The sequence below is a fragment of the Shinella sp. G-2 genome (assembly GCF_050172695.1).
In the GTDB taxonomy this organism is placed as follows: Bacteria; Pseudomonadota; Alphaproteobacteria; order Rhizobiales; family Rhizobiaceae; genus Shinella.
On record NZ_JBBEYH010000010.1, the window covers coordinates 61,735 to 86,438 of the forward strand.

The following is a 24,704-nucleotide window of genomic DNA, read 5'->3' on the forward strand; positions in this document are numbered from 1 at the left end:
AGTAGAGAAATTTTCGCCTCAATTTGCAACCAAGTCGGCAATTGGTTTTGCGTCGATCCGCAGCGGAAGCGGAATGGTCCGCCGCAGGCGCCGGAAGACGAAGGTGCTCAGCGTCGCGAGCGGCAGTCCGTAGCGCGTGAGATAGCCGCGGAGATCGGACAGGACCGCCTGGTCCGGGTGCGGAGCAGCAACGGCACCGTCAGCGCCAATGCGCCGGAACGACAGCAAGAAGGCCCGAAGACACGCCGATGTCGGTTTTCGGGGCGAGATGCGGACGCGACCTGGACGCATAAATCCTCGGCTTTACTAAACCGTCCAGACGGTATAGTAATTGCCTTGTGCTTAACGCAGTGTGGGAGGAAACACAGTGCAGCTGAATGGATTTTTGAGAACGACGGCGCTTGTCGGCGCGGTCCTGTGGGGTGGCTCGGCGGCAGCGGCGGAGGTTTCGATCTTCTGCAGTTCGGCCGGCGCCGAGCTTGAGCTTTGCCAGTCGGCCTCCGAGGCCTGGGCGAAGGAAACCGGCAACACGGTCAAGATCAACAAGATGCCGGCGAACTGGGGCGAGGCCCTGCCGCTCTACCAGCAGCTTCTGGCCGGCAAGTCGGGCGATATCGACGTGCTGACGCTCGACAATATCTGGGTCGGCGCCCTCGCCGCCCATCTCGTCGACCTCAAGGAGAAAGTGCCGGCGGAAGAGCTTTCCGAACATTTCGAGGCGGCGCTCGCCGACTCGACCATCGAGGGCAAGCTGCTGGCGATGCCGTGGTTCGTCGATGCCGGCCTGATGTTCTACCGCAAGGACCTGCTCGAAAAATACGGCAAGGCCGAGCCGAAAACCTGGAAGGAGCTGACCGAAACGGCCAAGTCCATCCAGGAACAGGAGCGTGCGACCGGCAGCAAGGACCTGTGGGGCTATGTCTGGCAGGGCCGCGCCTATGAAGGGCTGACCTGCGACGCGCTGGAATGGGTCGCGTCCTATGGCGGCGGCACCTTCATCGCGCCCGATGGTACGATCACCGCGAACAATCCGAAGGCTGTCGAAGCCCTCGACCTCGCCCGGTCCTGGATCGGCGGCATCAGCCCGGAAGGCGTGCTCAACTATGACGAGGAAGGCTCGCGCGGCGTCTTCGAGGCAGGCAACTCCATCTTCCATCGCAACTGGGGCTATGTCTGGGGCACCAGCCAGGCGGAAGGCTCCTCGCTGCTGGGCAAGGTCGGCGTCATGGCGCTGCCGGTCGGCGCCGAGGGCGAAAAGTCCAGCGGCTGCTACGGCGCGGGCCTGCTCGGCGTCTCCAAATATGCCGACGACGTCGATGCCGCCGTCAGCCTCGTGCGCTACCTCACCAATGCCAAGGAGCAGAAGCGCCGCGCCATGCAGGGCTACAGCCCGACGCTGAAGACGCTCTACAAGGATGAGGAAATCCTGGCGAAGAACCCGTCGCTGCGCTTCGCCGAAAAGGCCTATGCGGAAAGCGCCTCGCGGCCGTCGCAGGTGACGGGCGCCTCCTACAACCGCGTCTCGCAGCGCATCTTCAACGGCGTCCACAATGTCCTCAGCGGCAAGGAAACCGCAGGCGATGCGCTCGCCAAGGTGAGTGCCGATCTCGAGCGGCTGAAGAAGCGCGGCTGGTAAGCAGAGCGAGGAAAAGACAGTGAATATCGCGATTGCACCCTGCTGCTGGGGCGTCTACTGGCCCACGGGCAACGATCTCGTCTGGACCGATTATCTCGACCGCATCGTGGCGGCCGGATACCGGCATACCGAGCTTGGCCCCTACGGCTACTTCTCCACCGACGCCACGGTGCTTTCGCAAGAACTGGATCGCCGCGGCCTTGCCGTGGTCGCGGCGGCCCATGTCCATACGCTGGCCGACCCGGCCACGGCGGCGGCGCTGGAAGAGCGCACGCACCGGATCTGCGCGCTGCTTTCCGCCGTCGGCGGCACGCATTTCATTCTGATGGACGAATCCGAATTCTATCCCAAGGACCAGATGGGCGTGGTCGATGAGGCCGGATGGCGCAGCCTCGTCGATCTGACCATGCGGGCCGCCCGCATCGCGCAGGACCATGGACTGCAATTCAGCTTCCACCCCCATGTCGGCACCTGCGTCGAACACGAGCCGCAGATCGAGCGGCTGCTGGCGGAAACCGACCCCGACCTCGTCGGCCTCTGCCTCGATACGGGCCATCACGCCTATTGGAAAGCCGATCCGAAGGCCTTCTTCCTGCGTCACAAGGCGCGCATCAACGCCATCCACCTCAAGAATGTCGACGGCGCCTTCCGCGAGCAGGTGCTGGCGGAAGGCATTCACTGCGACCGCGCCTTCGAGGATGGCATCATGACCGATCTCGACCGCGGCGTGGTCGACATCGCCGATTTCATGCGGGCGCTGCTGGCGAGCGGCTATGACGGCCCGCTGGTCATCGAGCAGGACCTTGCGCCGAAGCATCCCGAGACGCCGGAGGCGATTGCCGCACGCAACTTCGCCTTCGTCTCGACCCTCCTCGAAGAGTAGGCCGGCCGATGAAGACCACGATCCACGACACGCCAGAGGCTATCGGCGACCATCTCGCCGGCCGCATTCTGACGGAGACCCGCGCCGCCAATGCCGCCGGGCGAGCCTATGTGCTCGGCTGCCCGGGCGGCCGCAGCCCGATGCCGGTCTATGAAGCCTTGGAGCGCCAACTCGCCGCCGCCCCCGTCGATTGCTCCCGCCTCGTCATCGCGATGATGGACGAATATCTGCTTTCAGACGGCGACGGCCTCATCCCTCCCCCTGCTTCCGCGCATTATTCCTGCCGCGGCTTCGGCGAGCGGGAGATCGTCGGACGCATCAACCGCGCGCTGCCGGAAAATCTGCGCATGCCGGTGGAAAACTTCCGCATGCCCACCATCGTGGAGCCGGAAGCCTATGACGCGGAGCTTGCCGCCCTCGGCGGCATCGACCTCTTCCTGCTCGCCTCCGGCGCCGGCGACGGCCATATCGCCTTCAACCCGCCGGGCTCGGCACGCGACAGCCGCTCGCGCATCGTCGCGCTCGCCGAGCAGACGCGGCGCGACAATCTCGCGACCTTCCCGGATTTTGCCGGGATCGAGGAGGTGCCGGCCCACGGCATCACCATCGGCATCGGCTCCATCGCCGCGCTTTCCAAGGCCGTCGCGATGATCGTCTGGGGCGACGGCAAGCGCGAGGCCTTCCGCCGTCTTTCGAGCGCAGACAGCTACGATCCGCGCTGGCCGGCGACCATTCTCGCGGAATGCCGCAATGGCGAACTTCACGCCGATGCGGCGGCCGGAGCCCGGCCATGACACAGCACGCGATCGGCATCGATGTCGGCGGCACCAAGACGAAAGCCTGCATTGTCAGGCTTTCGGACGGAGCCGTCGTCGCCGAGCGCACGGAAGCGACGTCCTGCCAGAATGGCGGCGGCGCCGTGCTCGATCTCGTCTGCGAGCTTGCCGCGGCCATGCAGGCGCGCGCGGGCGCGGAAGGGATCGATGTCGATGCCCTCGGCATCTGCCTGCCCGAGCTCGTGACGCGCGAGGGCGAACCGGCCTCGGCCTGGAACTTCGACTGGCGCGGTCTCGACTACCGCAGCCGGCTCGGCGTCTTCGCCCCCTTCCACATCGATAGCGACGTGCGCGCGGCGGCCTTTGCGGAAGGCTGGATGGGGGCGGGAAAAGGCGTCGATCCCTTCGTCTACGTCACCATCTCCACCGGTCTTTCCCACTCGCTGGTCATCGGCGGCACGCCCTATGAAGGCGCCCGTGGCTTCGCCATCCATTTTTCCGGCAGCGATATCGTCGCCTTCGATGCCGACGGCCGCGAGGTGCGCCACAATCTGGAGCTCTTTGCCGGCGGCAAGGCGCTCGGCGAACGCTACGGTGCTCTCACCGGCAATCCGAACAGCTCGGCGCTGAGTCTCTTCGAAGCGCAGGCCACCGACCCGAAAGCGGCGGACATGGTCGCCGGCGCGCTTCTTTCGCTCGCCTCCTATCTCGGCCAGCTCATCAACACGCTGGATCCCGCCGTGCTCGTTCTTGGCGGCGGCATCGGCAGCGACCCCGAAGTGACGCCGCGGCTTGCCGCGCTGACGCGCGAATTCATCTGGGCGGACGGAGCGCGGGACATGCCGATCGTACCGAGCCTCATCGGCGACACGGCCTGCGCCATCGGCGTGGCCGCACTCGCCGCAAGGGCGCACCCTGGAACCACAGAAAAGACAACCAGCAAGATGGAACGGCCATGAGCGGAATAGATCTTGTCAACGTCGTCAAACGCTTCGGTGCGCTGACCGTCATCGACGGCGTCGATCTCAGCATCGCCGAGGGCGAGTTCGTCGTCTTCGTCGGCCCATCGGGCTGCGGCAAGTCCACGCTGCTGCGCATGATCGCCGGCCTCGAGGAAATCTCCGACGGAGAGCTGCGCATCGCGGATCGCCGGGTCAACGAGACGCCGCCGGCAAAGCGCAACATCGCCATGGTGTTCCAGTCCTATGCGCTCTATCCGCACATGAATGTCGAGCGCAATCTCGGCTTCGCGCTGGAGACCGCGCGGCTGCCCGCCGCCGAAATCCGCGAGCGCGTCACGAAGGCCGCGCAGTTCCTCAAGATCGATCATCTGCTCGACCGTCGCCCGGCGCAGCTTTCCGGTGGCCAGCAGCAGCGCGTCGCCATCGGCCGGGCTCTCGTCCGCCAGCAGAAGCTCTTCCTGTTCGATGAACCGCTCTCCAATCTCGATGCGGACCTGCGCATGGAGATGCGTGTCGAGATTGCCCGCATCCACCGCGAGGTGAAGGCGACGACGGTCTATGTCACGCACGACCAGATGGAGGCGATGACGCTCGCCGACCGCATCGTCGTGCTGAAGGACGGTTCCATCGCGCAGGTCGGCACGCCCATGGAACTCTACGAACGTCCGGCCAACCGCTTCGTCGCAAGCTTCATCGGCTCGCCGCGCATGAACCTCCTGCCGGGCACGCTGGCAGGCGAAGGCGAGGAAAGCATCCTGTCGCTTTCGGGCGGCAGCTATCGCCTTCCCGCCCATGACTATGCCGGCGACGTCAGCCTCGGCATCCGGCCGGAAGACCTGATCCTCGGTGATGGCGACGCGACGCTGGAGGCCGAAGTGCTGCTCGTCGAGCCGCTCGGCGGGGAATCCCTTGTCCATCTCAATGTCGGCGGCGGCCGATCGATCGTCGTCAAGGCACAGGGAAAACCGGACATCCGTCCGGGCGCGGCAACCCGCGTCGGCTGGAAGCACGAGCGGGCGCATCTCTTCGGCAAGGACGAGCGAACCCTAAGCCCGAGGGGGGCGTAACATGGCGACGGGAGCAATGCGCATCGGCCTCAATGCCAAGCGGGCGCGCACGGCCTGGCTGTTCCTCGCGCCCAGCCTCGTGGTGCTCTTCGCCGTGGCGCTCTGGCCGCTCGGCCGGACGTTCCTCTTCTCCTTCACCGACGCCTTCCTGACCGAGCCCGACATCTACGACTATGTCGGCTTCGACAATTATTTCACGCTGTTCGAGGATCCGCTCTGGTGGCAGTCGGTCCGCAACACGCTCTATTTCACCACCATCTCGGTCTCCATCGAAACGGCGCTGGGGCTTGCCATCGCGCTCCTGCTGAACGCCCATATTTCCGGCCGTGGCTTAATGCGCGCGGTCATCCTCATCCCGTGGTCCATTCCCGTCGTCGTCAGCGCGCGCATGTGGCAGTGGATGCTGCACGACCAGTTCGGCATCCTCAACCATGTGCTCAAACTGATGGGCGTCATCGACAACGGCATCGCCTGGACGGCCAATCCGGACCTCGTCATGCCCGTCATCATCGCCGTCGATGTCTGGATCACCACGCCCTTCATGGTGCTGCTCATCCTCGCTGGCCTCCAGATGCTGCCGAAAAGCATCTACGAGGCGGCCTCCATCGACGGCGTGTCGGAATGGCGGCAGTTCACGGCGTTGACGCTGCCGCTGCTGGCGCCCAGCATCGCCGTCGCCGTGCTCTTCCGGTTGCTCGATGCGCTGCGCATGTTCGATCTCAGCTTCGTGCTCTCCTCCAACAGCGACGACACCAAGACCGTCTCGATCTATGCCCGCGAGGTTCTCGTGAACTTCCAGGACATGGGCGTCGGCTCGGCGGCGAGCGCTGCCATCTTCCTGATGATCGCCGTGGTGACGGCGATCTACGTGACCGTCTTCCGGCTCAACCGCAGGCTTCTGGGAGTGTGACATGGTACGCAGCGCGACAGGCAGACGCCTTCACCGCATCGCGATCTACGGGCTTTTCACCGTCGTCGCGCTCTATACGCTGTTCCCCTTCTACTGGATGATCGCCTCGTCGATGAAATCCGGCCAGGCGATCTTCGACGTCACCTTCCTGCCGGACCTGAAGTTCAACAATTACGCGGCGATCCTGTCGGACGGCGTGTTCCTGCGCAGCCTCCTCAATTCGCTGATCGTCGCCGCCTCCGTCGTGGCGCTTTCGCTGGGGCTGGCGATCGCGGCGGCCTATGCACTCGGCCGCATCGACTTCCGCGGCCGCTCGCCCATCATGTTCCTCTTCCTCGCCGTCTCGATGTTCCCGCAGATCGCCCTGCTTTCCGGCCTCTTCGAGATGATCCGCTGGCTCGGCCTCTACAACACGCTCGGCTCGCTGATCTTCGCCTACATGATCTTCACGCTGCCCTTCAACATATGGGTGCTGACGACCTTCATGCGCAGCCTGCCGCGACAGATCGAGGAAGCGGCCATCATGGACGGCTGCTCGCCGCTGCGCATCGTGCGCTGCATCTTCCTGCCCATGATGGGGCCGGCGCTGATCTCCACGGGCCTTCTCGCCTTCATCGCCTCGTGGAATGAATTCCTCTTCGCGCTCACCTTCATCCTGACGGACGAGAACCGCACGGTGCCCGTCGCGATCGCCCTCATTTCCGGCTCCAGCCGCTTCGAGTTCCCCTATGGCGCGATCATGGCCGCGTCGACCATCGTTACCGTGCCGCTGATCGTGCTGGCACTGCTCTTCCAGAAATACATCGTCTCCGGCCTCACCGCCGGCGCGGTCAAGGGTTAGGCCCCACAGGGGCAGAAAGGTCTTTTCCATGCGTATCGTCCGTGTCGGCCTCATCGGCCTTGGCGAGGTGAGCCAGCTCATGCACCTGCCGATCCTCGCCGATCACCGCCACCTGTTCGACGTGGCCGGCGTCTTCGACGTTTCGCCCAGCCTGACCGCGCATTGCTCGGCCCGGTATCCGGGCGCGCGCGCCTATGAGAGCGCCGAAGCGCTGCTCGCCGCGCCGGATATCGACGCCGTCTTCATCCTGACGCCGGACCAGACGCACCGGCATTATCTCGATCTCGCGCTGAAAGCCGGCAAGCACGTCTTCCTCGAAAAGCCGGCCTGCCTGACGCTCGGCGAAATCGACGGCGTCATGCCGCTCGCCCGGCAATCCGGCTGCCTCGTCTTCGTCGCCTATATGCGCCGCTATTCGGCAAGCTTCCTGAAAGCGAAGGAGATGATGCCGGCGCAGGAGGACCTTCGCTACGTGCGCGTTCGCGACCTCATCTGCGAAGGCCCGTTCTTCATCCGCCAGACGCGCAACATCTTCTATCCGAATGATCTGGACGAGGCCTTCCTCGCCCAGTCCCGCGCGGAGACCGCAACGCTCCTGCGCGACGTCGCCGGCAAGGATGCCTCTCCCAGCCTGATGCGCGCCTACCAGGTGCTCACAGGCCTTTCCTCGCACAGCCTTTCGGCCATGCGCGAGCTGATCGGCCTGCCGAAGCGGGTCATCGCGGCCCACCACAAGCAGAACGGCGAGCAGATCGTCGCGCTCTTCGACTACGGGCACTTCACCGCCATCTACGAGGCCTTGATCGACAATGTCGCGCGCTTCGACGCCCGCATCGAGGTCTATTCCGACCGCCGCCGCCTCAGCTTCGGCTACGACACGCCCTATATCCGCAACCTGCCGACCGCGCTGGAAGTGACGGACTCGACCGACACCGAGACCGAAACCCGTGTCTTCGGCCCGAATTACACCGATCCCTTCGCCATCGAGCTGCGCGCCTTCCACGACCATCTCGTGAACGGCACGACGCCGAAGACGACGCTCGACGACTCCCGCCAGGACCTTGCCCTGATGGCGGAAATCGTCGGTCGCCTGCGCGAAAGTTCGTCGCTATAGCGGGAAGATCAGCACAACAACATCGGGGTTCGACATGGCAAGACGGGGCACGGCACGGGAACGCATTCTCACCGCCGCAGAGGAAATCGTCGTCAACGAGGGTGTTTCCTCGCTCACCTTCGACAAGGTGGCGGAGGTGACGGGGCTCTCCAAGGGAGGCATCCTCTATCACTTCGCCAGCAAGGACGCGCTCGTGCGCGCCATGGTGGAGCGTTTCGTCTACCGTTTCGAGACAGGCCTTTCCGGCCTGGAAGGCGACGACGACGAGCCGCATGGCCGCTACACCCGCGCCTATGTGAAGGCGACCATGGGCGATGCGGCCAGCACCGGCGACCAGTACGACCGCCTCGGCGCCAGCATCACGGCCGCCCTGTCGAATTTTCCCGACATGCTCGAGATCGTTCACCAGCAGAACATCCGCTGTCAGGCCGCCGTCGAGAAGGATGGCCTGGATCCGGTCGACGCCACCATCATCCGCCTCGCCATCGAGGGCATGTGGATGGCCGAGGTGTTCAACGTCATGCATCTCGACCCCGCCATGAAACAGGCGGTCATCGACCGCCTGATCGACCGCACCCGTCCCGGGAATGCAAAACCATAGCGTTTCATCCAGAGAGGAGTTTTCCATGGGCTACAAGCCTTCCCCCCGCCCCGTCTTCGACCGGCCAAGCCACATCCCCTATGCCGGCGTGACGCGCCATCTCTGGGGTGAGGAGAATGCCGGCCTCGTCGACGACTGGATCTATGCCTCCACGGAAAACATCCACCAGATCGTCTTCGGCATGCAGCCGGGCGGCTGCTTCAAGCATACCGACGCCTTCCGCACCATCTTCGGCGCCGACGAACTGCTCTACGTGATCAGCGGCACGCTCGGCCTCGCCAATCCCGAGACGGGCGAGGTCTGCGTCGCCAAGCAGGGCGAAGCGCTGTTCTTCCGCAAGGACACCTGGCACCACGGCTTCAATCTCGGCGAGGAGCAGGTGCGCGTGCTCGAATTCTTCGCCCCGCCGCCGGCCAAGGGCACCTCGGGCCCCTATGCCCGCACCAAGCCGCTGATCACGGAAAACCGCTACATGCAGCAGGAATTCCTCGGCCGCTGGCCGATGGAGGCGGACGCGCAGAAGGAGGCCCGCACCATTCACCCCAAGCGCGACGCCGACATGCTCTGGAGCCTCGATGCCCAGACGCAGGGCGCCTATACCGGTTTCTACTGCGCCACGGACCAGTTGACGGTGGGCAAGACGACGGTGCTCGGCGGCAAGCGCACGGGCATCGAGCGCCACAAGGGCGACGAATGCCTCTATGTCGTCTCCGGCGTGCTCAACATCCACATCCCCGACGCCGAGGGGCAGGCCTGGTTCGAACTCAACCCGCGCGACGGCTTCTACATCCCCGCCGGCTTCGACCACCAGTATTTCAACATGTCCCACACGCCCTGCGAATTCGTCTTCGGCGTCGCACCGGACTTTTGACACGCGGATGGGCCGCCGAAACCGGCGGTCCTTCCCGCTTCGACGGACGGAAACGGCTAGAGCATGTCAGGTTCAGATTGAACCAGACATGCTCTAAATTCTTTGTTTTCGTTTGTCTTTTCTGGGAAACCGGTTCCCACTTTTCCCTGACAAACTCTAGCGAACCTGCCACCACCGCAATCCGAAAGGCCGCCGGCAATCGTCAGATCATGCAATTGCCGGCGCCGCGCACGATAACCTCGGGCAGGACGCGGGACTGTCGCTGCGCGAGATCGAAATAGACGGAAACGGCGTGCAGCTCGGCGCAGAGCACACCGTCTGCCTTGTCGGTCAGACGGTGGCAGGTCGTCAGCGATGTTCGTCCGATCTTGCTGATGCCGCTGTGGACTTCGAACAGGCTGCCGACCGGCAATTCCCTGAGGAAATCGATCTCGTAGCGGCGATCCGCCCAGCCTTCCCGGCGTTCCCCGATCCAGGCCGCGGAATATCCCGCCGCCGCGACGAGATGCCAGAACGACTGGTCGAAAGCCGCGATGTAATATTGCACGTTCATATGCCCCATCGCATCGCACTGGGCCGGATAAACGACCCCCTGATAGGTCAGAAGCGCCACGGTGAACCTCCTTTGCGCGGTTGAAAGCTTCAAGAGCCGGATGCCCTATGCAATAGTCGCGGGCGGAAGCATGATTTTAGGGAATGATACGCGTGGCACAGCAAAGACGCCGTTTCGTCTGGGAAATCGACTGGAACCTGCTGAGAACCTTCATGGTGATTGTGCAGGAGCGCGGACTGACCGCCGCAGGCGAAAAGCTTTCGCTCAAGCAGCCGACCGTCAGCAATGCGCTGAAGCGGCTTGAGACCCATATGGGTTGCCGCCTGGTCGAGCGTAACGCCTCGCATTTTGCAGTGACGCCCGCCGGCCAGCGGCTTCATAGCGAGTGCGTCGCGCTGTTCGAGATCGTTTCCGGCCTGCCGCAGCACATGGAGGAGCAGCCCGGAGACCTGACCGGCCACATCGAGATCGCGCTTGCCAGCCATGTGGTCTGCCCGTTCCTCGACGAGGTTCTGGCCGGCTTCCACCGGACCTTTCCGCAGGTCACGCTGTCGCTCTCGGTTGCTTCCAGCCAGGAGGTGATGGCGGCCGTGCTCAACCGGGACGCGGGTTTTGGCATTTGCCTGATCCAGGAGCGTCACCCCAAACTCGAATATGACCTGCTCTACCGGGAAAGCTTCGGCTACTTCTGCGGGGCCCGCCACCCGCTGTTCGGCGTCAAGAACCTGCCGATCTCGGCCCTTCGGCAGGAGCCCTATGTCTCCTTCAAGACGGACCAGATGTCCGGCGCGCTGTGGCCGGTCGCCCTGCTGCGCCAGCAGGAAGGCTTCGAAGGTCAGACGGTCGGCACCTCCTCGAACCTTGAGGAGGTCAAGCGCCTCATCGTCGCCGGCTTCGGCTTCGGCCCGCTGCCGATCCATGTCGTGGAGGAGGATGTGCGGGCCGGTCGCCTCTGGCGCCTGCCACCCTACGACAACCCGCCCGTCATCGACGTCCATCTGGTTTATGACGGCACCGCGCGCCGCAGCCGCGCGGAAACGATCCTGCTGGCCGAACTGCGCCAGGCGATTGCCGCCATCCCCTTTCCGCAACGGACCTATCCTTAGGCCCGTGCGCCGAAACCGGAGAGGAAGGACGTCAGGTTGTCGCCAAGCGCGTCGCAGAGATAACCGCCTTCCTGCACGATGACCGTCGGCAGGCGCAGCGCCCCGATCGCCTCGGCGATGCGGGCGAAGCCGGGCGTCGAGACGGAAAGGCCGCCGAACGGATCCTTTTCGAAGGCGTCGAGACCGAGCGCCACGACGAGCGCATCGGGCGAAAAGGCCGAAACGCGGCGGATAGCGGCAGCGAGCGCTTCGAGATAGATCGCGTCGCCGGATTTGCGGGCCAGCGGCAGGTTGAGGTTATATCCGAGGCCGAGGCCCTCGCCGCGCTCGTCCGCATGGCCCCAGAAGAACGGATAGAAGCGCACCGGATCGGCGTGGATCGACACCGTCAACACGTCGGCGCGCTCGTAGAACATGCCCTGCGTACCGTTGCCGTGATGGAGATCGACGTCGAGGATGGCGACGCGTTTTGCCTGCTGCAGCAGATGTTGCGCGGCGATGCCGGAATTGTTGAAGAAGCAGAAGCCTCCGGCGACGTCACGGAAGGCATGGTGACCTGGCGGGCGGCAGAGGGCGTAGGACCAGGCATCGCCGGCCATGACGGCTTCGGCGGCCGAGACGGCGGTCGAGGCGCTCCAGCAGGCGCTTTCGAAGGTGTGTTCGGAAATCGGGCAGGACGTATCGGCCATGTGATAGCCGGCCTGTCCGACGGCGGATGCCGGATAGCTGCCGGTGCGGGCGATTGGATGGATGTTCGGGATGACCTCGGCCGAAGCGCCTTCGATACGCTGCCAGCGCTCATAGATGCGGCAAAGGAAATCGAGATATTCCGGGGTGTGAACGGCGGAGACCGGTCCGAGACCATGATCCCTCGGCCGCAGGATTTCCGTGCCCGCTGCCCGCGCGCCGGATAGCAGGCGCTCCACCCGTTCCGGCTGTTCCGGATTCGGCTGCGGCGCGCCGCTCGACAGGAAGAAGGTGGGGTCGTGGCGCTTCTGTTCTTCGGCAAAAAAGGTCTTCATGGTCGGTCCTTGGCGGCGAAGGCGTCGAAATCCACGCCCTTGATCATATGGATCAGTTCATCCCGGGAGTGACGGATGCCGATACGGTCGTAAAAGGCCTGCGCGCGCGGGTTCTCGACATCGACCGAGAGCCGCATGTAGCGCGCGCCTTTCTCCCGCCCCCGACTGGCCGCCGCCTGCAGAAGCCGCTCTCCGATACGCCGGCTGCGAAAGGCATCCGCGACGAACAGGTCCTGCACATAGATGCCGGGCGTGCCCATCCAGGTCGAAAAGCTTGCAAATGTCAGGCAGAGGCCGGCGAAACCCTCGTCCGTCTCCGCGATCAGCACCTCGAAGGCCGGCGCCGCGCCGAAGCCGTGACGCCGGATATCCTCGACGGTCGAAACGAATTTCGGCCCGGCCTTCATGCCGGCGGCCATGTCCTTCAGAGCCGTGTGTATGGTTTCGGCATCGCCGACGACGGCGGGTCGAATCCGGATTTCGTCCTGCATGGTCTCTCCTCAGAATGCGACGCGATCGCCGCCCTTGAGACCGAGCATAGCGCGCGCCTCGTCGGGCGTCGCGACCTCCAGCGAAAGACCTTCGAGGATCGCGCGGATGCGGCGAACCTGCACGGCATTGGAGGTGGCAAGCTCGTGGCCATCGAACAGGCTGTCTTCCAGCCCGACACGCACGCTGCCGCCCAGGGTCGCGGCCATGGTGATCATCGGCGTCTGCTTGCGTCCCGCCGCCAGCACGGAGAAGCGATAGTCGTCGCCGAACAGTTTGTCGGCGATGCGCTTCATATGCATCAGGTTCTCGGGGTCGGCACCGATGCCGCCGAGGATGCCGAGCACGAACTGGATGAAGGGCGTGCCGGAGATCAGGCCGCGATCGCGGAAATGCGCGAGCGTGTAGAGGTGCCCGACATCGTAGCATTCGAATTCGAAGCGTGTGCCGCAGCCCTCGCCGAGACGCTTCAGGATCGTTTCGATGTCACCGAACGTGTTGCGGAAGATCGTGTTGCGCGTGGCCTCCAGAAGCTCCGGCTCCCAGGCATGCTGCCATTCGCGGGGACGGTCGAGCATCGGGTAGAGGCCGAAATTCATCGATCCCATGTTGAGCGAGCACATTTCCGGCTCGGCCGCCACGGCCGCCGCCGTCCGGTCTTCCAGCGTCATCACGGAGGAGCCGCCGGTGGTGATGTTGATGACGGCATTGCTCGCCTGCTTGATGACGGGCAGGAAGCGCATGAAGACCCGGGGATCGGCCGTCGGGCGGCCGTTTTCCGGATCGCGCGCATGCAGATGCAGGATCGAGGCGCCGGCCTCCGCCGCCTCTATGGCCTGGGCCGCGATGTCTTCCGGCCTGTAGGGCAGATGCGGCGACATGGACGGCGTGTGCACCGAGCCGGTGACGGCGCAGGTGATGATGACTTTCCTGGATTTCATGGCCCGTCCCTTACTTTCGCACCGGCAGCGACAGCTCGCCGGCAAGCTGCGCCAGCGTCGCATCAAGGATCGTGACGATCTCGCCGACCTGTTCCTCCGTCGTGATCATCGGCGGGCAGACGAGGAAATGGTCGCCCTCCACGCCGCCGCGCGTGCGGCGCGAATAGATGATGAGGCCGCGTTCATAGGCGATGTCAACGACGCGCTGGTGGGCGTCGAGCGCCTTCGGCAGCGGCGCCATGGTCTGGCGGTCCGCGACGAATTCGGCGGCGAGCAGCAGGCCCTTTCCGCGCACGTCGCCAATGAAGGGATAGCGCTCCGCCAACCCCTCCAGCTCGGCCTTCATCAGGTCGCCGATGCGGGTGGCGTTGCCAAGAAGATCCTGCCGCTCGATCTCGTCGAGCACGGCAAGGCCCGCGGCGCAGGCAAGCGGATTGCCGGCATAGGTATAGCCGTGCGCGAAGCCGCCGCGGTCGAGCACGGGCTTGACCAGCTTCGAATGGGCGATCATCGCGCCGAGGGGGCAATAGCCGGCGCCAAGCCCCTTGGAGAGCGCGATGATATCCGGCCGGCAGTTCCAGTGGTCGCCGCCGAGATAGCGGCCGGTGCGACCGGCTCCGCTCATCACCTCGTCGTGGATCAGCAGGATGCCATATCTGTCGCAGATTTCGCGGATGCGCGGATAGTAGCTATCGGGGGCGACGAGCGCGCCGGTGGAGGCGCCGCCGATCGGTTCCATGATGAAGGCGAGCACGCTTTCGGCCCCCTCCTCCAGGATTTTTTCCTCCAGCATGTCGGCATAGCGGAGCCCGCGCTCTTCCATCGAAAAATTGTCGCGGTCGAGATAGGCGGTCGGGGCCTTGATATGCGGCATGTCGCGCAGCATCGGCAGAAAGGGCTTTTTCAGCGCGTCGTAGCCGGTGACGGCAAGCGCCCCCAGCGTCGAGCCGTGATAGGAGGGAAAGCGCGAAATGACCTTCCAGCGCTCCGGCTGATCGGTGGCGAGCGCCCATTGCCGGGCGAGCTTCAGGCAGGATTCCACCGCTTCGGAACCGCCGGAGACGAAGAACACCCGGTCGAGCCCCTCGGGCATGTGACCGGAAAGGCGGCGCGCCAGGTCTTCCGCCGGCTGGTTTTCGAAATGCAGGCGATAGGCGAAGGTCGCCTTGTCCATCTGCCGCTTCATGGCGTCGAGCACATTGCGGTTGGAATGACCGATATTGACGACCATTGCCCCGCTCGAGCCGTCGATGACCTTCCGGCCGTGCTCGTCCCAGATATAGATGCCCTCGGCGCGGTCGGCGAGCGGCCGGCGCATGCGGGACTGGTAGAAGAGGTGCGATGCCGGGCGTTCGCCGGGCGCAGTCGATTGCTGGCTCATGATCGATCCATTGAAGAAAAACAAAGATGCAGCGGCCGGAGGCAGTCTAGCCGTTGAGGAACTTCCTGAGGAAGCTGCGGGTGCGTTCCTGCACCGGATTTCGGAAGAGGTCGTCGGGCTTGCCCTCTTCGACGACCGCGCCATCCGCCATGAAGATCACCCGGTCGGCGACCTCTGCGGCAAAGCGCATTTCGTGGGTGACGATGACCATCGTCATGTGTTCGGCCGCCAGTTGCTTCATGACGAGGTTCACCTCGTCCACCAGTTCCGGATCGAGCGCCGACGTCGCCTCGTCGAACAGCATGACCTTGGGCTGCATGGCGAGCGCCCGGGCAATGGCGACGCGCTGTTTCTGGCCGCCGGAAAGACGGGCCGGGAAGGCATCGATCTTGTCGGCCAGTCCCACCTTGTCGAGCACCCTCAGCGCCAGCGTCCGCGCATCCGCCTTCGCCATGCCCTTCAGCTTCATGGGCGCGATGGCGATGTTCTCCGCCACGCTCAGATGCGGGAAGAGATTGAAGTGCTGGAACACCATGCCCATCTGCTGGCGCACGCTGTTGATATGCTTTTCGAAGGCCCGGCGCGGCAGCGTCTGGTTGACCTGCACGCCGTCCAGCCAGACCTCCCCGCCATTCAGCGTTTCCAGATGGTTGATCGAGCGCAGCAGCGTGCTCTTGCCCGAACCGCTCGGGCCGATCACGGCGACGATCTGGCCGCGCGCAACGGAGAAGTCGATGCCCTTCAGCACCTCCAGCGGCCCGAAGAATTTGCGCGCGCCGCGCACCTCGATCATCGGACGGACATCGTTCATCGCGAGAGCTCCACTTTCCGTTCGATCCCGCGCAGGACCGCTTCGAGGATGAGATTGAGGACGTAATAGAGGGCGGCCGCCGTCAGGTAGAATTCGAAGGGCCGATAGGTCTCGCTGATGACGAGCTGGGCGCTGTGAACCAGTTCGGCGATGCCGATCATCGAGACGATCGAGGATTCCTTCAGGAGTGCGATCATCATGTTGCCGACGGCCGGCACCGTGTTGCGGAGCGCCTGGGGCACGACGATGTAGAGCCGCGTCTGCCAGGCGCCGAAGCCGAGCGAACGCGCCGCCTCCGTCTGCCCCGGATCGAGCGAGGCGATGCCGGCGCGGAAGATGTCGGCATTGTAGACGGCGAAGTGCAGGCTGAGGGCGACGATGCCGGACCAGACGGCGGGAATGTCAATGCCGACCTGCACGAGGCCGAAATAGATGAGGAAGAGCTGCAAAAGCAGCGGTGTGCCCATGAAGAGCCACATGAGAAGGCGCACCGGCGCCCGCACCACGGGCGAGGCATAGAGCACGACGAGGGCGAAGCCCATGCCGGCGACGATGCTGAGAAGCGCTGACGTGGCGGAGATGATGGCCGTCCACCAGAGGCCCGTGCCGATCAGCGACCAGTATTCCGGAACGATGGAGAAATCGAGACCCTGCATGGCTCAGGCCTCCCCTGCATAGGCGCGGTCGAGCCTGTCGACGATGAGCGTCAGGCCGTAGACCATGATCATGTAGAGCACCGCCGTCACCGCGAAGATCTCGAAGGGCTTGTAGGTGGTGCCGATGAAGCGCTGCGCCGTATAGGTCAGTTCCACGACGGAGATGGTGGCGACGAGAGCCGTGCCCTTGACCAGCGCCACGGCATTGACGCCGAGCGGACGGATCATCAGCTTGGCGGCCTGCGGCAGCACGATCCAGCGCATGGACTGGCTTTCGCCGAAGCCGAGCGAGCGCGCCGCCTCCATCTGACCGCGGTCGACCGACAGCACGCCGCCACGGATCGACTCGGCCATATAGGCTGCGATGTTGAGGCCGAGCGCGATGGTTCCCGCCGCGAAAGGCTCAAGCTGAATACCGACCTGCGGTCCGCCGAAGTAGAGCAGGAAGATCTGGATCAGCGCCGGCGTGCCGCGAAAGACGCTGACATAGGCCGCCCCGGCAAGGCGCAGCGCCGCCACATGGGAGAGCCGCATCGCCGCGACGAGCGCTGCGACGGCAAGGCCGAGGGCGAGCGAGAGCAACGATATCTCGACGGTCGTCCAGGCCGCCTGGACGAAGACAGGGATGATGCGGCCGATGAGAGCGACGTCCATTCGCGGGTCCCTAGAGCATGTCAGGCTCCGATTGAACCAGACATGCTCTGAATTCTTTTGTTTTCGTTTGTCTTTTCGGGAAAACCGGTTCCCACTTTTCCCTGACAAACTCTAGCGATCGATCGGGCCACCGGCGGATGCTCCCGCCGGGGCCTTCTCAAGAGGCGAAACGATCAGCGGATGTCCGCACCAATCCATTTCATGGCGATGGCCTCGTAGGTGCCGTCGGCCATCATCTCGTCCAGCGCCTTCTGCATGGCGGCCTTCAGCTCGGGATTGCCCTTGCGGATGGCGATGCCGATCTTGTCCTCGGTGCCTGCGAATTCCGCCACGTCGAGTTTCGTCACCTTCTCGCCGGTCGCCTTGACCGCGATGGAGACCGGAACGGCGTCGGCGATCATCGCCTGGATGCGACCGGCCTTGAGTTCCAGGAAGAGTTCCGGCAGCCCCTTGTAGGTGCGGATTTCCCAGCCGCCGCGCTCGCGCGCCCATTTCTCGTGGGTCTCGCCCAGCGTCACGCCGATCGTCTTGTCCTTGAGCTCGTCGAGCGACTTGATGTCGGAGCCGTCCACGACGAAGACGCCCCGGCCCGACTTGTAATAGGGACCGACGAAATCGACAGCCTTCTCGCGCTCCGGCGTGATGGTCATGCTGCCGATGACGGAATCGTACTTGCCGGCCAAGAGGCCTGCGATGATGCCGTCCCAGGCCGTGCTGATGCCCGTGCCCTTGACGCCGAGGCGCTTGGCGATCTCGTTGCCGATATCGACGTCGAAGCCGACCGTCTGGTTGCTGTCGTCGACGAAACTGAAGGGCGGGTAGGCGCCGCTGTTCGCGAACTTGAATTCGCCCGCGGCCTTTATGGTCTCCAGATCGTCGGCGCTCGCCGCGACAGGCGCAGCCAGAACGGAGAAGGCAAGGCCCGCGGCCATGGCGCAGGATAGAATGGTCTTCAACATGATCGTTCCCTTGTTTTTAAAGGACCACCGCTGAGGCGATGCGCCTTGAAGGGAACTATGTCGGCCACGGTGTGCATTTAGCAAATAGATATGTGCAATGCATTGCATAGTATTCTGGAATGCTTCAGGCACGGCCTGCAACCCGCCGCCGCCCTCGGCCGGGACCGTGCGATTCTAGCCGAAATTGCGCTTGTAGGTGGAGGCGATGAGGGTGGTGGCGGCGGCAAGCGCAGCCTCTCCTTCCCGCCGTTCGATTGCGGTGAGGATCGCCTCGTGCTGGTTCAGCGACGCACCGAAACCGCCGGAGGCAGCCATGGTCCGGGGAATGCTGATCGAAAGCGCGGCCCTGACAACCGAGGAGATCGGCAACAGGAAGCGGTTGTGCGCGGCCTGCAGGATCTGGAGGTGGAAATCGATGTCGGCCTCAATGGCGTCTTCGAGCCCGACATGCGCCTGCGACATGCGGACAAAGGCCGCCCGGATGGCCGCATGATCGGCCGTCGTGCCGCGCTGGGCCGCGAGGCGCGCGGCCATCGGCTCGATGGAGAGGCGGATTTCGAAAAGCTCCTCGGCGAGCGCATCCTGGTCTTCGGCATCGCCCTGCCAGGACAGCACGACCGGGTCGAGCGTGTTCCAGTGCTCGGCCGCGCGAACGCGCGTTCCGAGCCGGGGCTTGGCCTCGATGAAGCCCTTCGTCGTGAGGATCTGCAGGGCCTCGCGCAAGGTCGTCCGGCTGACGCCGAGCGTCGCCAGCATGTCGGCCTCGCGTGGCAGGGTATCGCCGGCCTTCAACACGCCGAGCGCGATGCGCCGGCCGATATCGCCTGCAATGCGGGCCGGCAGGCCGCGATCCTCCCGAGCGATGGCCTTCATGCGCGCCTCTCCGTTACCTCTTGCGCTCGTTCATAGACGCTCAGTCCTCTTCGGGAAAGCCACCCATGGCGGCGGCATAGCGCGCGACCATCTCGATGCCGGCGGCGGTCGGCCGCTGGGCCGGGCCCCGATCGTGGATCACCATTCCCGCCCGTTCGCCGAAGAGGCGCTTGCCGTAGCACAGAAGCGTCTCGATGCCTTGCATGGTGAAGACGACGCCCGGCAGCATGCGGCGATATTCCTCCTCGGCATGCGCGTCCCAGCCGTCGCAGAAGAACTCGTAGGCCCGCACCGCATAGTCGATGGAATCGGGCGCAAGGATGAGGCCGCGACAGCCGATGCGCAGGTTCTCCAGGAGCTCCAGCCCGGCCCGACCGTTGAAGACGGGCAGCCGCCGCTCCGTCACCTCGATGAGACGCGCGATGTCGACGACCGGCCCCTCGCCCTTCACCAGACGGATATTCGGATGCTGGCGCACGAGGTCACGAATATCTTCGGCCGCAAGCCCGCGGCCCATCAAGGCCGGCGCATTCTGGATGGCAAGCGGCAGGCTGGTCTTGTCGGCCACGCGGCCGAAGAAGCGGATATATTCAGCGGCGGAATACTGGCCGACCATGGGTGGCTGCAGGATCAGCCAGTCCGCACCGGCGGCCTCCGCATGGCGCACCTGCCGGACCTGCTCCTCGACGGACGAACCGAAAATCGTCAACGCGACGGGCACACGGCCGGCCGTATCCTCGACCACCCAGTCCATCACCGCCATGCGCTCCGCCTCGGCGAGCTTGGAGACTTCGGTGGCAAGACCGAGCGCGGCCATGCCGTGTACACCGCTGGCAAGACAGATTTCCACCTGCCGCCGCATCGCTGCCCGGTCGAGCTTCTCCTCTCCATCGAAGAGCGCATAGAGGATGGCGTGGATGCCGTGGAGATCCTCGACGTGAAAATTCCGCACCGCTGCCTCCTCAATGGCTTTCGCGGGGGACCGCGTGGCCCCGGCCGCCGACGAGGAAATCGAGGTCCGCACCGGTGTCGGCCTGCATGACACGCTCGACATAGAGGCCCTGATAGCCGCCGACCATCTCCGGCACCGGCGCGATCCATTCCGCCCGGCGACGCGAAAGTTCGGCCTCGCCGACATCAAGATGCAGCCGGCGACCGGCGACGTCGAGCTCGATCCAGTCGCCCTCGCGCACCAGCGCCAGCGTGCCGCCCACCGCGGCTTCCGGGGCGGCATGCAGGACCACCGTGCCGAAGGCCGTGCCCGACATGCGGGCATCGGAAATGCGCACCATGTCGCGCACGCCCCTCTTCAGCAGCTTCTGCGGCAGCGCCATGTTGCCGACCTCCGCCATGCCGGGATACCCCTTCGGGCCACAGTTCTTGAGCACCATGATGGAGGTCTCGTCGATATCGAGATCCGGATCGTCGATGCGCGCCTTGTAGTGGTCGATCGTCTCGAAGACGACGGCGCGGCCTCGGTGCTGCATCAAGGCCGGCGTTGCCGCCGAGGGCTTGATGATCGCACCGTCAGGGGCAAGGTTTCCGCGCAGCACCGCGATGCCGCCACTGGCCGTCAGGGCCTTTTCCCGCGGCAGGATGACGTCGTCGTTGAAATTCTCCGCCTCCGCGATGTTCGCGCCGACGCTCCGTCCCGTCACGGTCAAGGCATCGCGGTGCAGGAGGTCATCGATCGCCTTCATGACGGCGGGCAGACCGCCGGCATAGTAGAAATCCTCCATCAGGTAGCGGCCGGAAGGCATGAGATTGAGGATCGTCGGCACGTCGCGGCCGAGCCGGTCCCAGTCGTCGAGTGACAGTTCCGTGCGGATGCGGCCGGCAATGGCGAGAAGATGCACCACCGCATTGGTCGAGCCGCCGATGGCGCCATTGACGCGGATGGCGTTGGCGAAGGCGTCGCGGGTGAGGATCTTCGACATGCGAAGATCTTCGTCGACCATTTCCACGATCCGCCGGCCGGTCAGCCGGGCGAGCCGGGCGCGCTGCGCATCGACGGCCGGAATGGCGGCGTTGCCGGGAAGGGCAAGGCCCAGCGCCTCGACCATGGAGGCCATGGTCGAGGCCGTGCCCATGGTCATGCAGTGTCCCGGGGAGCGTGACATGGCGCTTTCCGCAGCGGTGAAATCCTTCTGCGACATCACGCCGGCGCGCACATCCTCGGAGAATTTCCAGACATCCGTGCCCGAGCCGATGGGGCGGCCGCGGAAGCGCCCGTTCAGCATCGGTCCGCCGGAAATGACGATGGAGGGCAGATCGCAGGAGGCCGCGCCCATGACGAGCGAGGGCGTGGTCTTGTCGCAACCCGCCATGAGCACGACGCCGTCCATGGGATTGCCGCGGATCGCCTCCTCCACGTCCATCGACGCGAGGTTGCGGAAGAGCATGGCCGTCGGGCGCAGATTGGATTCGCCGCAGGAGAAGACCGGGAACTCCAGCGGCAGGCCGCCCGCCTCCAGCACGCCCGCCTTGATGTGCTCGATCAGGCCGCGGAAATGGGCATTGCAGGGCGTGAACTCGGAGAAGGTGTTGCAGATGCCGATGACGGGCCGGCCGTCGAAGGCATCGTCAGGAAGGCCGTTGTTCTTCATCCAGCTCCGGTGAATGAACGCATCCTTGTCCAACCCACCGAACCAGTGCTGCGACCGCAATTTCCGCGACATCTTGCTCCCTCCAATCGACGATACCGGCGTGCCCGGCTTAGTATTCTCATATAATCAGAGTTATTATTGGTCAACAACGGGGAGACCTGGCGACAAAGAAAAACCTCCGGGGCGCGGGCACCGGAGGCGTGAAGAGGGCGGGAGGTCGCAGGCTGGTCGATCAGGGATGGTGCAGCACGGTCATGCCGCCATCGACCGTAAGGCAGGTCGCATTCATGAAGGGGCATTCGTCCGAGATCATGAAAAGCGCGGCCCTGGCGATCTCTTCCGGCGTCGCGATGCGCCCGCCGGGATGGAGCCGCATCGTCGCGGCCTCCGCCTCGACCGGATCGGGGAAACTGTTCCAGTACTCGACGGCCTTCTGCGTGCGTACATAGCCGGGTGCCAGCGCGTTCACGCGCACGCCCTGCCCGGCATATTCGAGGCCGAGCGCCTTGGTCATGCCGAGCAGCGCATGCTTGGCGACGGGATAGGGGAAGGTATGCGGGATGATGGTGAAGGCATGGGTCGAGGCGATGTTGAGGATGACGCCGCCGCCCGCCTCGATCATGCCCGGCAGCACAGCCCGGCTGCAGTTCCACGCGCCCTTGAGGTTGATGTCGAAGCAACGCTGCCAGTCGGCGTCGGACAGCTTCAGCGGCTCGAAGAAAACGTTGACACCGGCATTGTTGACCAGCGCATTGGGCCGGCCGATCTCGGCCGTGGCCGCAAGGACCGCCCGCTCGATGGCGTCTGCATCCGTGATATCGGCCGCCATGTGACCGACCCTGCCGCCGGCAGCCTGCAGGCGCCCGGCTTCTCGTGCAAGAAGATCCCCGTCACGGTCGATCAGGAAGAGGCCTGCGCCTTCAGAAAGAAAGACCTCGGCAATGGCAAGGCCGATGCCCTGGGCCGCGCCGGTGACGACAATCCGCTTGCCTTCAAGACGTCCAGTCATGCCGGTTCTCCTCAGCGCTCGGCGGGATGATTGCGCACCGCAATGGCGATATCGCGCGCAGCGATGTCCAGCATGCGATGCGAGCATTCTCGCGCCGCCGCCTTGTCACGCATGCGCAGCGCCTCGACCAGCCGCTTGTGGATTTCCACCGCCTCGCCTCGGGTATCGGCCGCCTCGTTGGAAGCGTGCAGGGAAAATTCGAGCGCCGCCTGAATGATGCTGGCAAGCTGCATGAAGACCTGGTTGTGGCTGGCCTTCAGCAGCCCGGCATGGAAGGCGACGTCCGCTTCGGTAAAGGCCGAGAGGTCGCCCTCGGCATCACGCATGCGCTCCCACGCCCGCTCGATCTCCGCCACCTCCTGCACCGTCGCCCGCTCTGCCGCGAATTCCGCGGCGAAGGGCTCGATGGCGCGGCGCGCATCGAGCACGCAGGTCAGAAGATCCAGTTCGAAAATACGCGGCCCGATCCATTCCAGCACCTGCTGGTCGAGGATGTTCCACTCCTCCTTCGGGCAGACGACCGTGCCAACCCGCGAACGCCCGCGCACCAGACCCTTCGATTCGAGAATCTTCAGGGATTCCCGAATGACGGTTCGGCTCACACCGTAGCGCAGGCACAATTCCGCCTCTGTCGGAAGGAAGGCGCCGATCGGAAAGACGTCGGCACAGATATCCGAGGCTATCGTCCGCGTGACGTTCTTCTGTACACGGGGCCGGCGCACCGCCCCTTCGCCTTCAGCCGCGTCCACACGCTCTCCCTGTTCCTGCACGGCCATTCTCCATCCCATTTTCGCTGCCGACGCGCCGCCAGCGATCCATATCCCGTTTCGCGCCCGATGGCGACGACCGGATTCGCCTGCCCGGCAATCCTATCATACACAGATATTCAATTCATCATACAAGATCAATTGACGAATATGATGAAAGACCTTACACCTTTGAGCACTGCAGGCGCAGTTATTTTGGGAGAGAGACAATGGGCTTTATCAAAGCAGCCATCCTGGCTGGCACCGTCGCCGTATTCGCCGCAACCTCCGCCTTTGCCGCCGACGTCAAGATCGGCTTCATCGTGAAGCAGCCGGAAGAGCCGTGGTTCCAGGATGAGTGGAAGTTCGCCGACGTCGCCGCCAAGGAGAAGGGCTTCACCCTCGTCAAGATCGGCGCGGAAGACGGCGAGAAGGTTCAGTCGGCCATCGACAATCTCGGCGCGCAGGGCGCACAGGGCTTCATCATCTGCACGCCGGACGTGAAGCTCGGCCCCGGCATTGTCGCCAAGGCCGCCGCCAACGACCTCAAGCTGATGACCGTCGACGACCGCCTGGTCAATGCCGACGGCACCCCGATCGAGGACGTCGCGCATATGGGCATCTCGGCCACCAAGATCGGCGAGGCCGTCGGCCAGACCATCGTCGACGAGATCAAGAAGCGCGGCTGGGACATGAAGGACGTCGGCGCGATCCGCGTTTCCTACGACCAGCTGCCGACCGCCGTCGACCGTGTCGAAGGCGCGCTTTCCGTGCTGAAGGCCGCCGGTTTCCCGGAAGCCAACATTTTCGACGCCCCGCAGGCCAAGACCGATACGGAAGCCGCCCTGAACGCCGCCACCGTCGTTCTCAACAAGAATGCCGGCATCAAGCACTGGGTCGCCGTCGGCCTCAATGACGAAGCCGTTCTCGGCGCCGTCCGCGCGACCGAAAGCGTCGGCATCGCCGCCGACAGCATGGTCGGCGTCGGCATCGGCGGCGCGGATTCGGCGATCAACGAGTTCAAGAAGCCCGCCGCCACCGGCTTCTTCGGCACCGTGATCATCTCGCCGAAGCGCCACGGCTACGAGACCGCGCTCAACATGTACGAGTGGATCGCCAACGGCAAGGAACCGGAAAAGCTGATCCTGACGGCCGGCCAGGTCGCCCTGCGCGACAACTATGAAACCGTCCGCAAGGATCTTGGCATCGAATAATCATCCTCCCAAGATGATTTCAT

Annotated in this window: 27 protein-coding genes; 12 read left to right on the forward strand and 15 right to left on the reverse strand. The window is 64.5% G+C overall.

From position 1 onward, the window contains the following. Nucleotides 1-18 precede the first annotated feature (18 nt). Nucleotides 19-228 carry a hypothetical protein gene (locus V8U06_RS16870; protein ID WP_427141633.1) on the reverse strand — a complete coding sequence of 70 codons (210 nt, stop codon included), beginning with the start codon at nt 226-228 and terminating at the stop codon, nt 19-21. 145 nt (nt 229-373) lie between these two features. Between V8U06_RS16870 and V8U06_RS16875 the strand changes: the two genes are divergently transcribed. Genes V8U06_RS16875 through V8U06_RS16920 form a run of 10 tightly spaced genes read left to right on the forward strand, consistent with a single transcriptional unit; the run spans nt 374 to nt 9,661 of the window. Beyond that, nucleotides 374-1,636 (forward strand): ABC transporter substrate-binding protein, encoded by a 1,263-nt coding sequence (locus V8U06_RS16875; RefSeq protein ID WP_427141714.1) that lies wholly within the window; start codon nt 374-376, stop codon nt 1,634-1,636. 19 nt (nt 1,637-1,655) lie between these two features. Next, the gene (locus V8U06_RS16880; protein ID WP_427141634.1) at nt 1,656-2,519 is read left to right on the forward strand and encodes a sugar phosphate isomerase/epimerase family protein; all 864 of its coding nucleotides are present in this window, start codon (nt 1,656-1,658) and stop codon (nt 2,517-2,519) included. Nucleotides 2,520-2,527: 8 nt separating this feature from the next. Further along, nucleotides 2,528-3,313, forward strand: coding sequence for a 6-phosphogluconolactonase (locus V8U06_RS16885; protein ID WP_427141635.1), 786 nt, complete (start codon nt 2,528-2,530; stop codon nt 3,311-3,313). Next, entirely contained in the window at nt 3,310-4,254 is a 945-nt protein-coding gene (locus tag V8U06_RS16890; RefSeq protein ID WP_427141636.1) for an ROK family protein, read from the forward strand. The genes V8U06_RS16885 and V8U06_RS16890 overlap by 4 nt, the downstream gene beginning before the upstream one ends. Next, entirely contained in the window at nt 4,251-5,324 is a 1,074-nt protein-coding gene (locus tag V8U06_RS16895) for an ABC transporter ATP-binding protein (protein ID WP_427141637.1), read from the forward strand. Before V8U06_RS16890 ends, V8U06_RS16895 begins: the two co-directional genes overlap by 4 nt. Before the next feature lies 1 nt (nt 5,325). Further along, the gene (locus V8U06_RS16900) at nt 5,326-6,234 is read left to right on the forward strand and encodes a carbohydrate ABC transporter permease (protein ID WP_427141638.1); all 909 of its coding nucleotides are present in this window, start codon (nt 5,326-5,328) and stop codon (nt 6,232-6,234) included. Nucleotide 6,235: 1 nt separating this feature from the next. After that, nucleotides 6,236-7,075, forward strand: a complete 840-nt coding sequence (locus tag V8U06_RS16905; RefSeq protein ID WP_226922881.1) for a carbohydrate ABC transporter permease — start codon at nt 6,236-6,238, stop codon at nt 7,073-7,075. 28 nt (nt 7,076-7,103) lie between these two features. Then, complete coding sequence (locus V8U06_RS16910) at nt 7,104-8,189, forward strand: Gfo/Idh/MocA family protein (RefSeq protein ID WP_427141639.1); 1,086 nt, start codon at nt 7,104-7,106, stop codon at nt 8,187-8,189. Between the two features lie 34 nt (nt 8,190-8,223). Next, nucleotides 8,224-8,790, forward strand: coding sequence for a TetR/AcrR family transcriptional regulator (locus V8U06_RS16915; protein ID WP_226922883.1), 567 nt, complete (start codon nt 8,224-8,226; stop codon nt 8,788-8,790). 25 nt (nt 8,791-8,815) lie between these two features. Then, the gene (locus V8U06_RS16920; RefSeq protein WP_427141640.1) at nt 8,816-9,661 is read left to right on the forward strand and encodes a cupin domain-containing protein; all 846 of its coding nucleotides are present in this window, start codon (nt 8,816-8,818) and stop codon (nt 9,659-9,661) included. A 202-nt stretch (nt 9,662-9,863) separates the two neighbouring features. Here the strand turns inward: V8U06_RS16920 and V8U06_RS16925 are convergent, their stop codons facing one another. Beyond that, complete coding sequence (locus tag V8U06_RS16925; RefSeq protein WP_427141641.1) at nt 9,864-10,274, reverse strand: acyl-CoA thioesterase; 411 nt, start codon at nt 10,272-10,274, stop codon at nt 9,864-9,866. Between the two features lie 92 nt (nt 10,275-10,366). Here V8U06_RS16925 and V8U06_RS16930 point away from each other — a divergent pair, with 92 nt between their 5' ends. Next, nucleotides 10,367-11,320, forward strand: coding sequence for a LysR family transcriptional regulator (locus tag V8U06_RS16930; RefSeq protein WP_427141642.1), 954 nt, complete (start codon nt 10,367-10,369; stop codon nt 11,318-11,320). Here the strand turns inward: V8U06_RS16930 and V8U06_RS16935 are convergent. From V8U06_RS16935 to V8U06_RS16995, 13 genes are all read right to left on the reverse strand, one after another. Further along, nucleotides 11,317-12,342 carry a histone deacetylase family protein gene (locus tag V8U06_RS16935; RefSeq protein WP_427141643.1) on the reverse strand — a complete coding sequence of 342 codons (1,026 nt, stop codon included), beginning with the start codon at nt 12,340-12,342 and terminating at the stop codon, nt 11,317-11,319. The two genes, V8U06_RS16930 and V8U06_RS16935, sit on opposite strands and share 4 nt — an antisense overlap. Further along, entirely contained in the window at nt 12,339-12,833 is a 495-nt protein-coding gene (locus V8U06_RS16940; protein WP_427141644.1) for an N-acetyltransferase family protein, read from the reverse strand. Before V8U06_RS16940 ends, V8U06_RS16935 begins: the two co-directional genes overlap by 4 nt. Before the next feature lie 9 nt (nt 12,834-12,842). After that, nucleotides 12,843-13,772 carry a 3-keto-5-aminohexanoate cleavage protein gene (locus V8U06_RS16945; protein ID WP_226922889.1) on the reverse strand — a complete coding sequence of 310 codons (930 nt, stop codon included), beginning with the start codon at nt 13,770-13,772 and terminating at the stop codon, nt 12,843-12,845. Between the two features lie 10 nt (nt 13,773-13,782). Then, entirely contained in the window at nt 13,783-15,153 is a 1,371-nt protein-coding gene (locus tag V8U06_RS16950; RefSeq protein ID WP_427141645.1) for an aspartate aminotransferase family protein, read from the reverse strand. A gap of 46 nt (nt 15,154-15,199) precedes the next feature. Continuing rightward, entirely contained in the window at nt 15,200-15,964 is a 765-nt protein-coding gene (locus V8U06_RS16955; RefSeq protein ID WP_427141646.1) for an amino acid ABC transporter ATP-binding protein, read from the reverse strand. Further along, nucleotides 15,961-16,620: an amino acid ABC transporter permease gene (locus V8U06_RS16960; RefSeq protein WP_427141647.1), complete on the reverse strand. Its 660-nt coding sequence runs from the start codon at nt 16,618-16,620 to the stop codon at nt 15,961-15,963. Before V8U06_RS16960 ends, V8U06_RS16955 begins: the two co-directional genes overlap by 4 nt. Before the next feature lie 3 nt (nt 16,621-16,623). Then, a complete protein-coding gene (locus V8U06_RS16965; protein ID WP_427141648.1) occupies nt 16,624-17,274 on the reverse strand; it encodes an amino acid ABC transporter permease in 651 nt (216 codons plus the stop codon). A 173-nt stretch (nt 17,275-17,447) separates the two neighbouring features. Next, complete coding sequence (locus tag V8U06_RS16970; RefSeq protein WP_427141649.1) at nt 17,448-18,233, reverse strand: ABC transporter substrate-binding protein; 786 nt, start codon at nt 18,231-18,233, stop codon at nt 17,448-17,450. Nucleotides 18,234-18,407: 174 nt separating this feature from the next. Continuing rightward, entirely contained in the window at nt 18,408-19,106 is a 699-nt protein-coding gene (locus tag V8U06_RS16975) for a FadR/GntR family transcriptional regulator (protein ID WP_427141650.1), read from the reverse strand. Nucleotides 19,107-19,146: 40 nt separating this feature from the next. Continuing rightward, a complete protein-coding gene (locus V8U06_RS16980; protein WP_427141651.1) occupies nt 19,147-20,058 on the reverse strand; it encodes a dihydrodipicolinate synthase family protein in 912 nt (303 codons plus the stop codon). A gap of 10 nt (nt 20,059-20,068) precedes the next feature. Beyond that, a complete protein-coding gene (gene araD / locus V8U06_RS16985) occupies nt 20,069-21,784 on the reverse strand; it encodes an L-arabinonate dehydratase (RefSeq protein ID WP_427141652.1) in 1,716 nt (571 codons plus the stop codon). Between the two features lie 160 nt (nt 21,785-21,944). Then, the gene (locus V8U06_RS16990) at nt 21,945-22,721 is read right to left on the reverse strand and encodes an SDR family oxidoreductase (protein WP_427141653.1); all 777 of its coding nucleotides are present in this window, start codon (nt 22,719-22,721) and stop codon (nt 21,945-21,947) included. Nucleotides 22,722-22,732: 11 nt separating this feature from the next. Beyond that, entirely contained in the window at nt 22,733-23,497 is a 765-nt protein-coding gene (locus tag V8U06_RS16995) for a FadR/GntR family transcriptional regulator (RefSeq protein WP_427141654.1), read from the reverse strand. 200 nt (nt 23,498-23,697) lie between these two features. Here V8U06_RS16995 and V8U06_RS17000 point away from each other — a divergent pair, with 200 nt between their 5' ends. Continuing rightward, the gene (locus V8U06_RS17000) at nt 23,698-24,681 is read left to right on the forward strand and encodes an arabinose ABC transporter substrate-binding protein (protein ID WP_427141655.1); all 984 of its coding nucleotides are present in this window, start codon (nt 23,698-23,700) and stop codon (nt 24,679-24,681) included. The last annotated feature ends 23 nt before the right edge of the window (nt 24,682-24,704 follow it).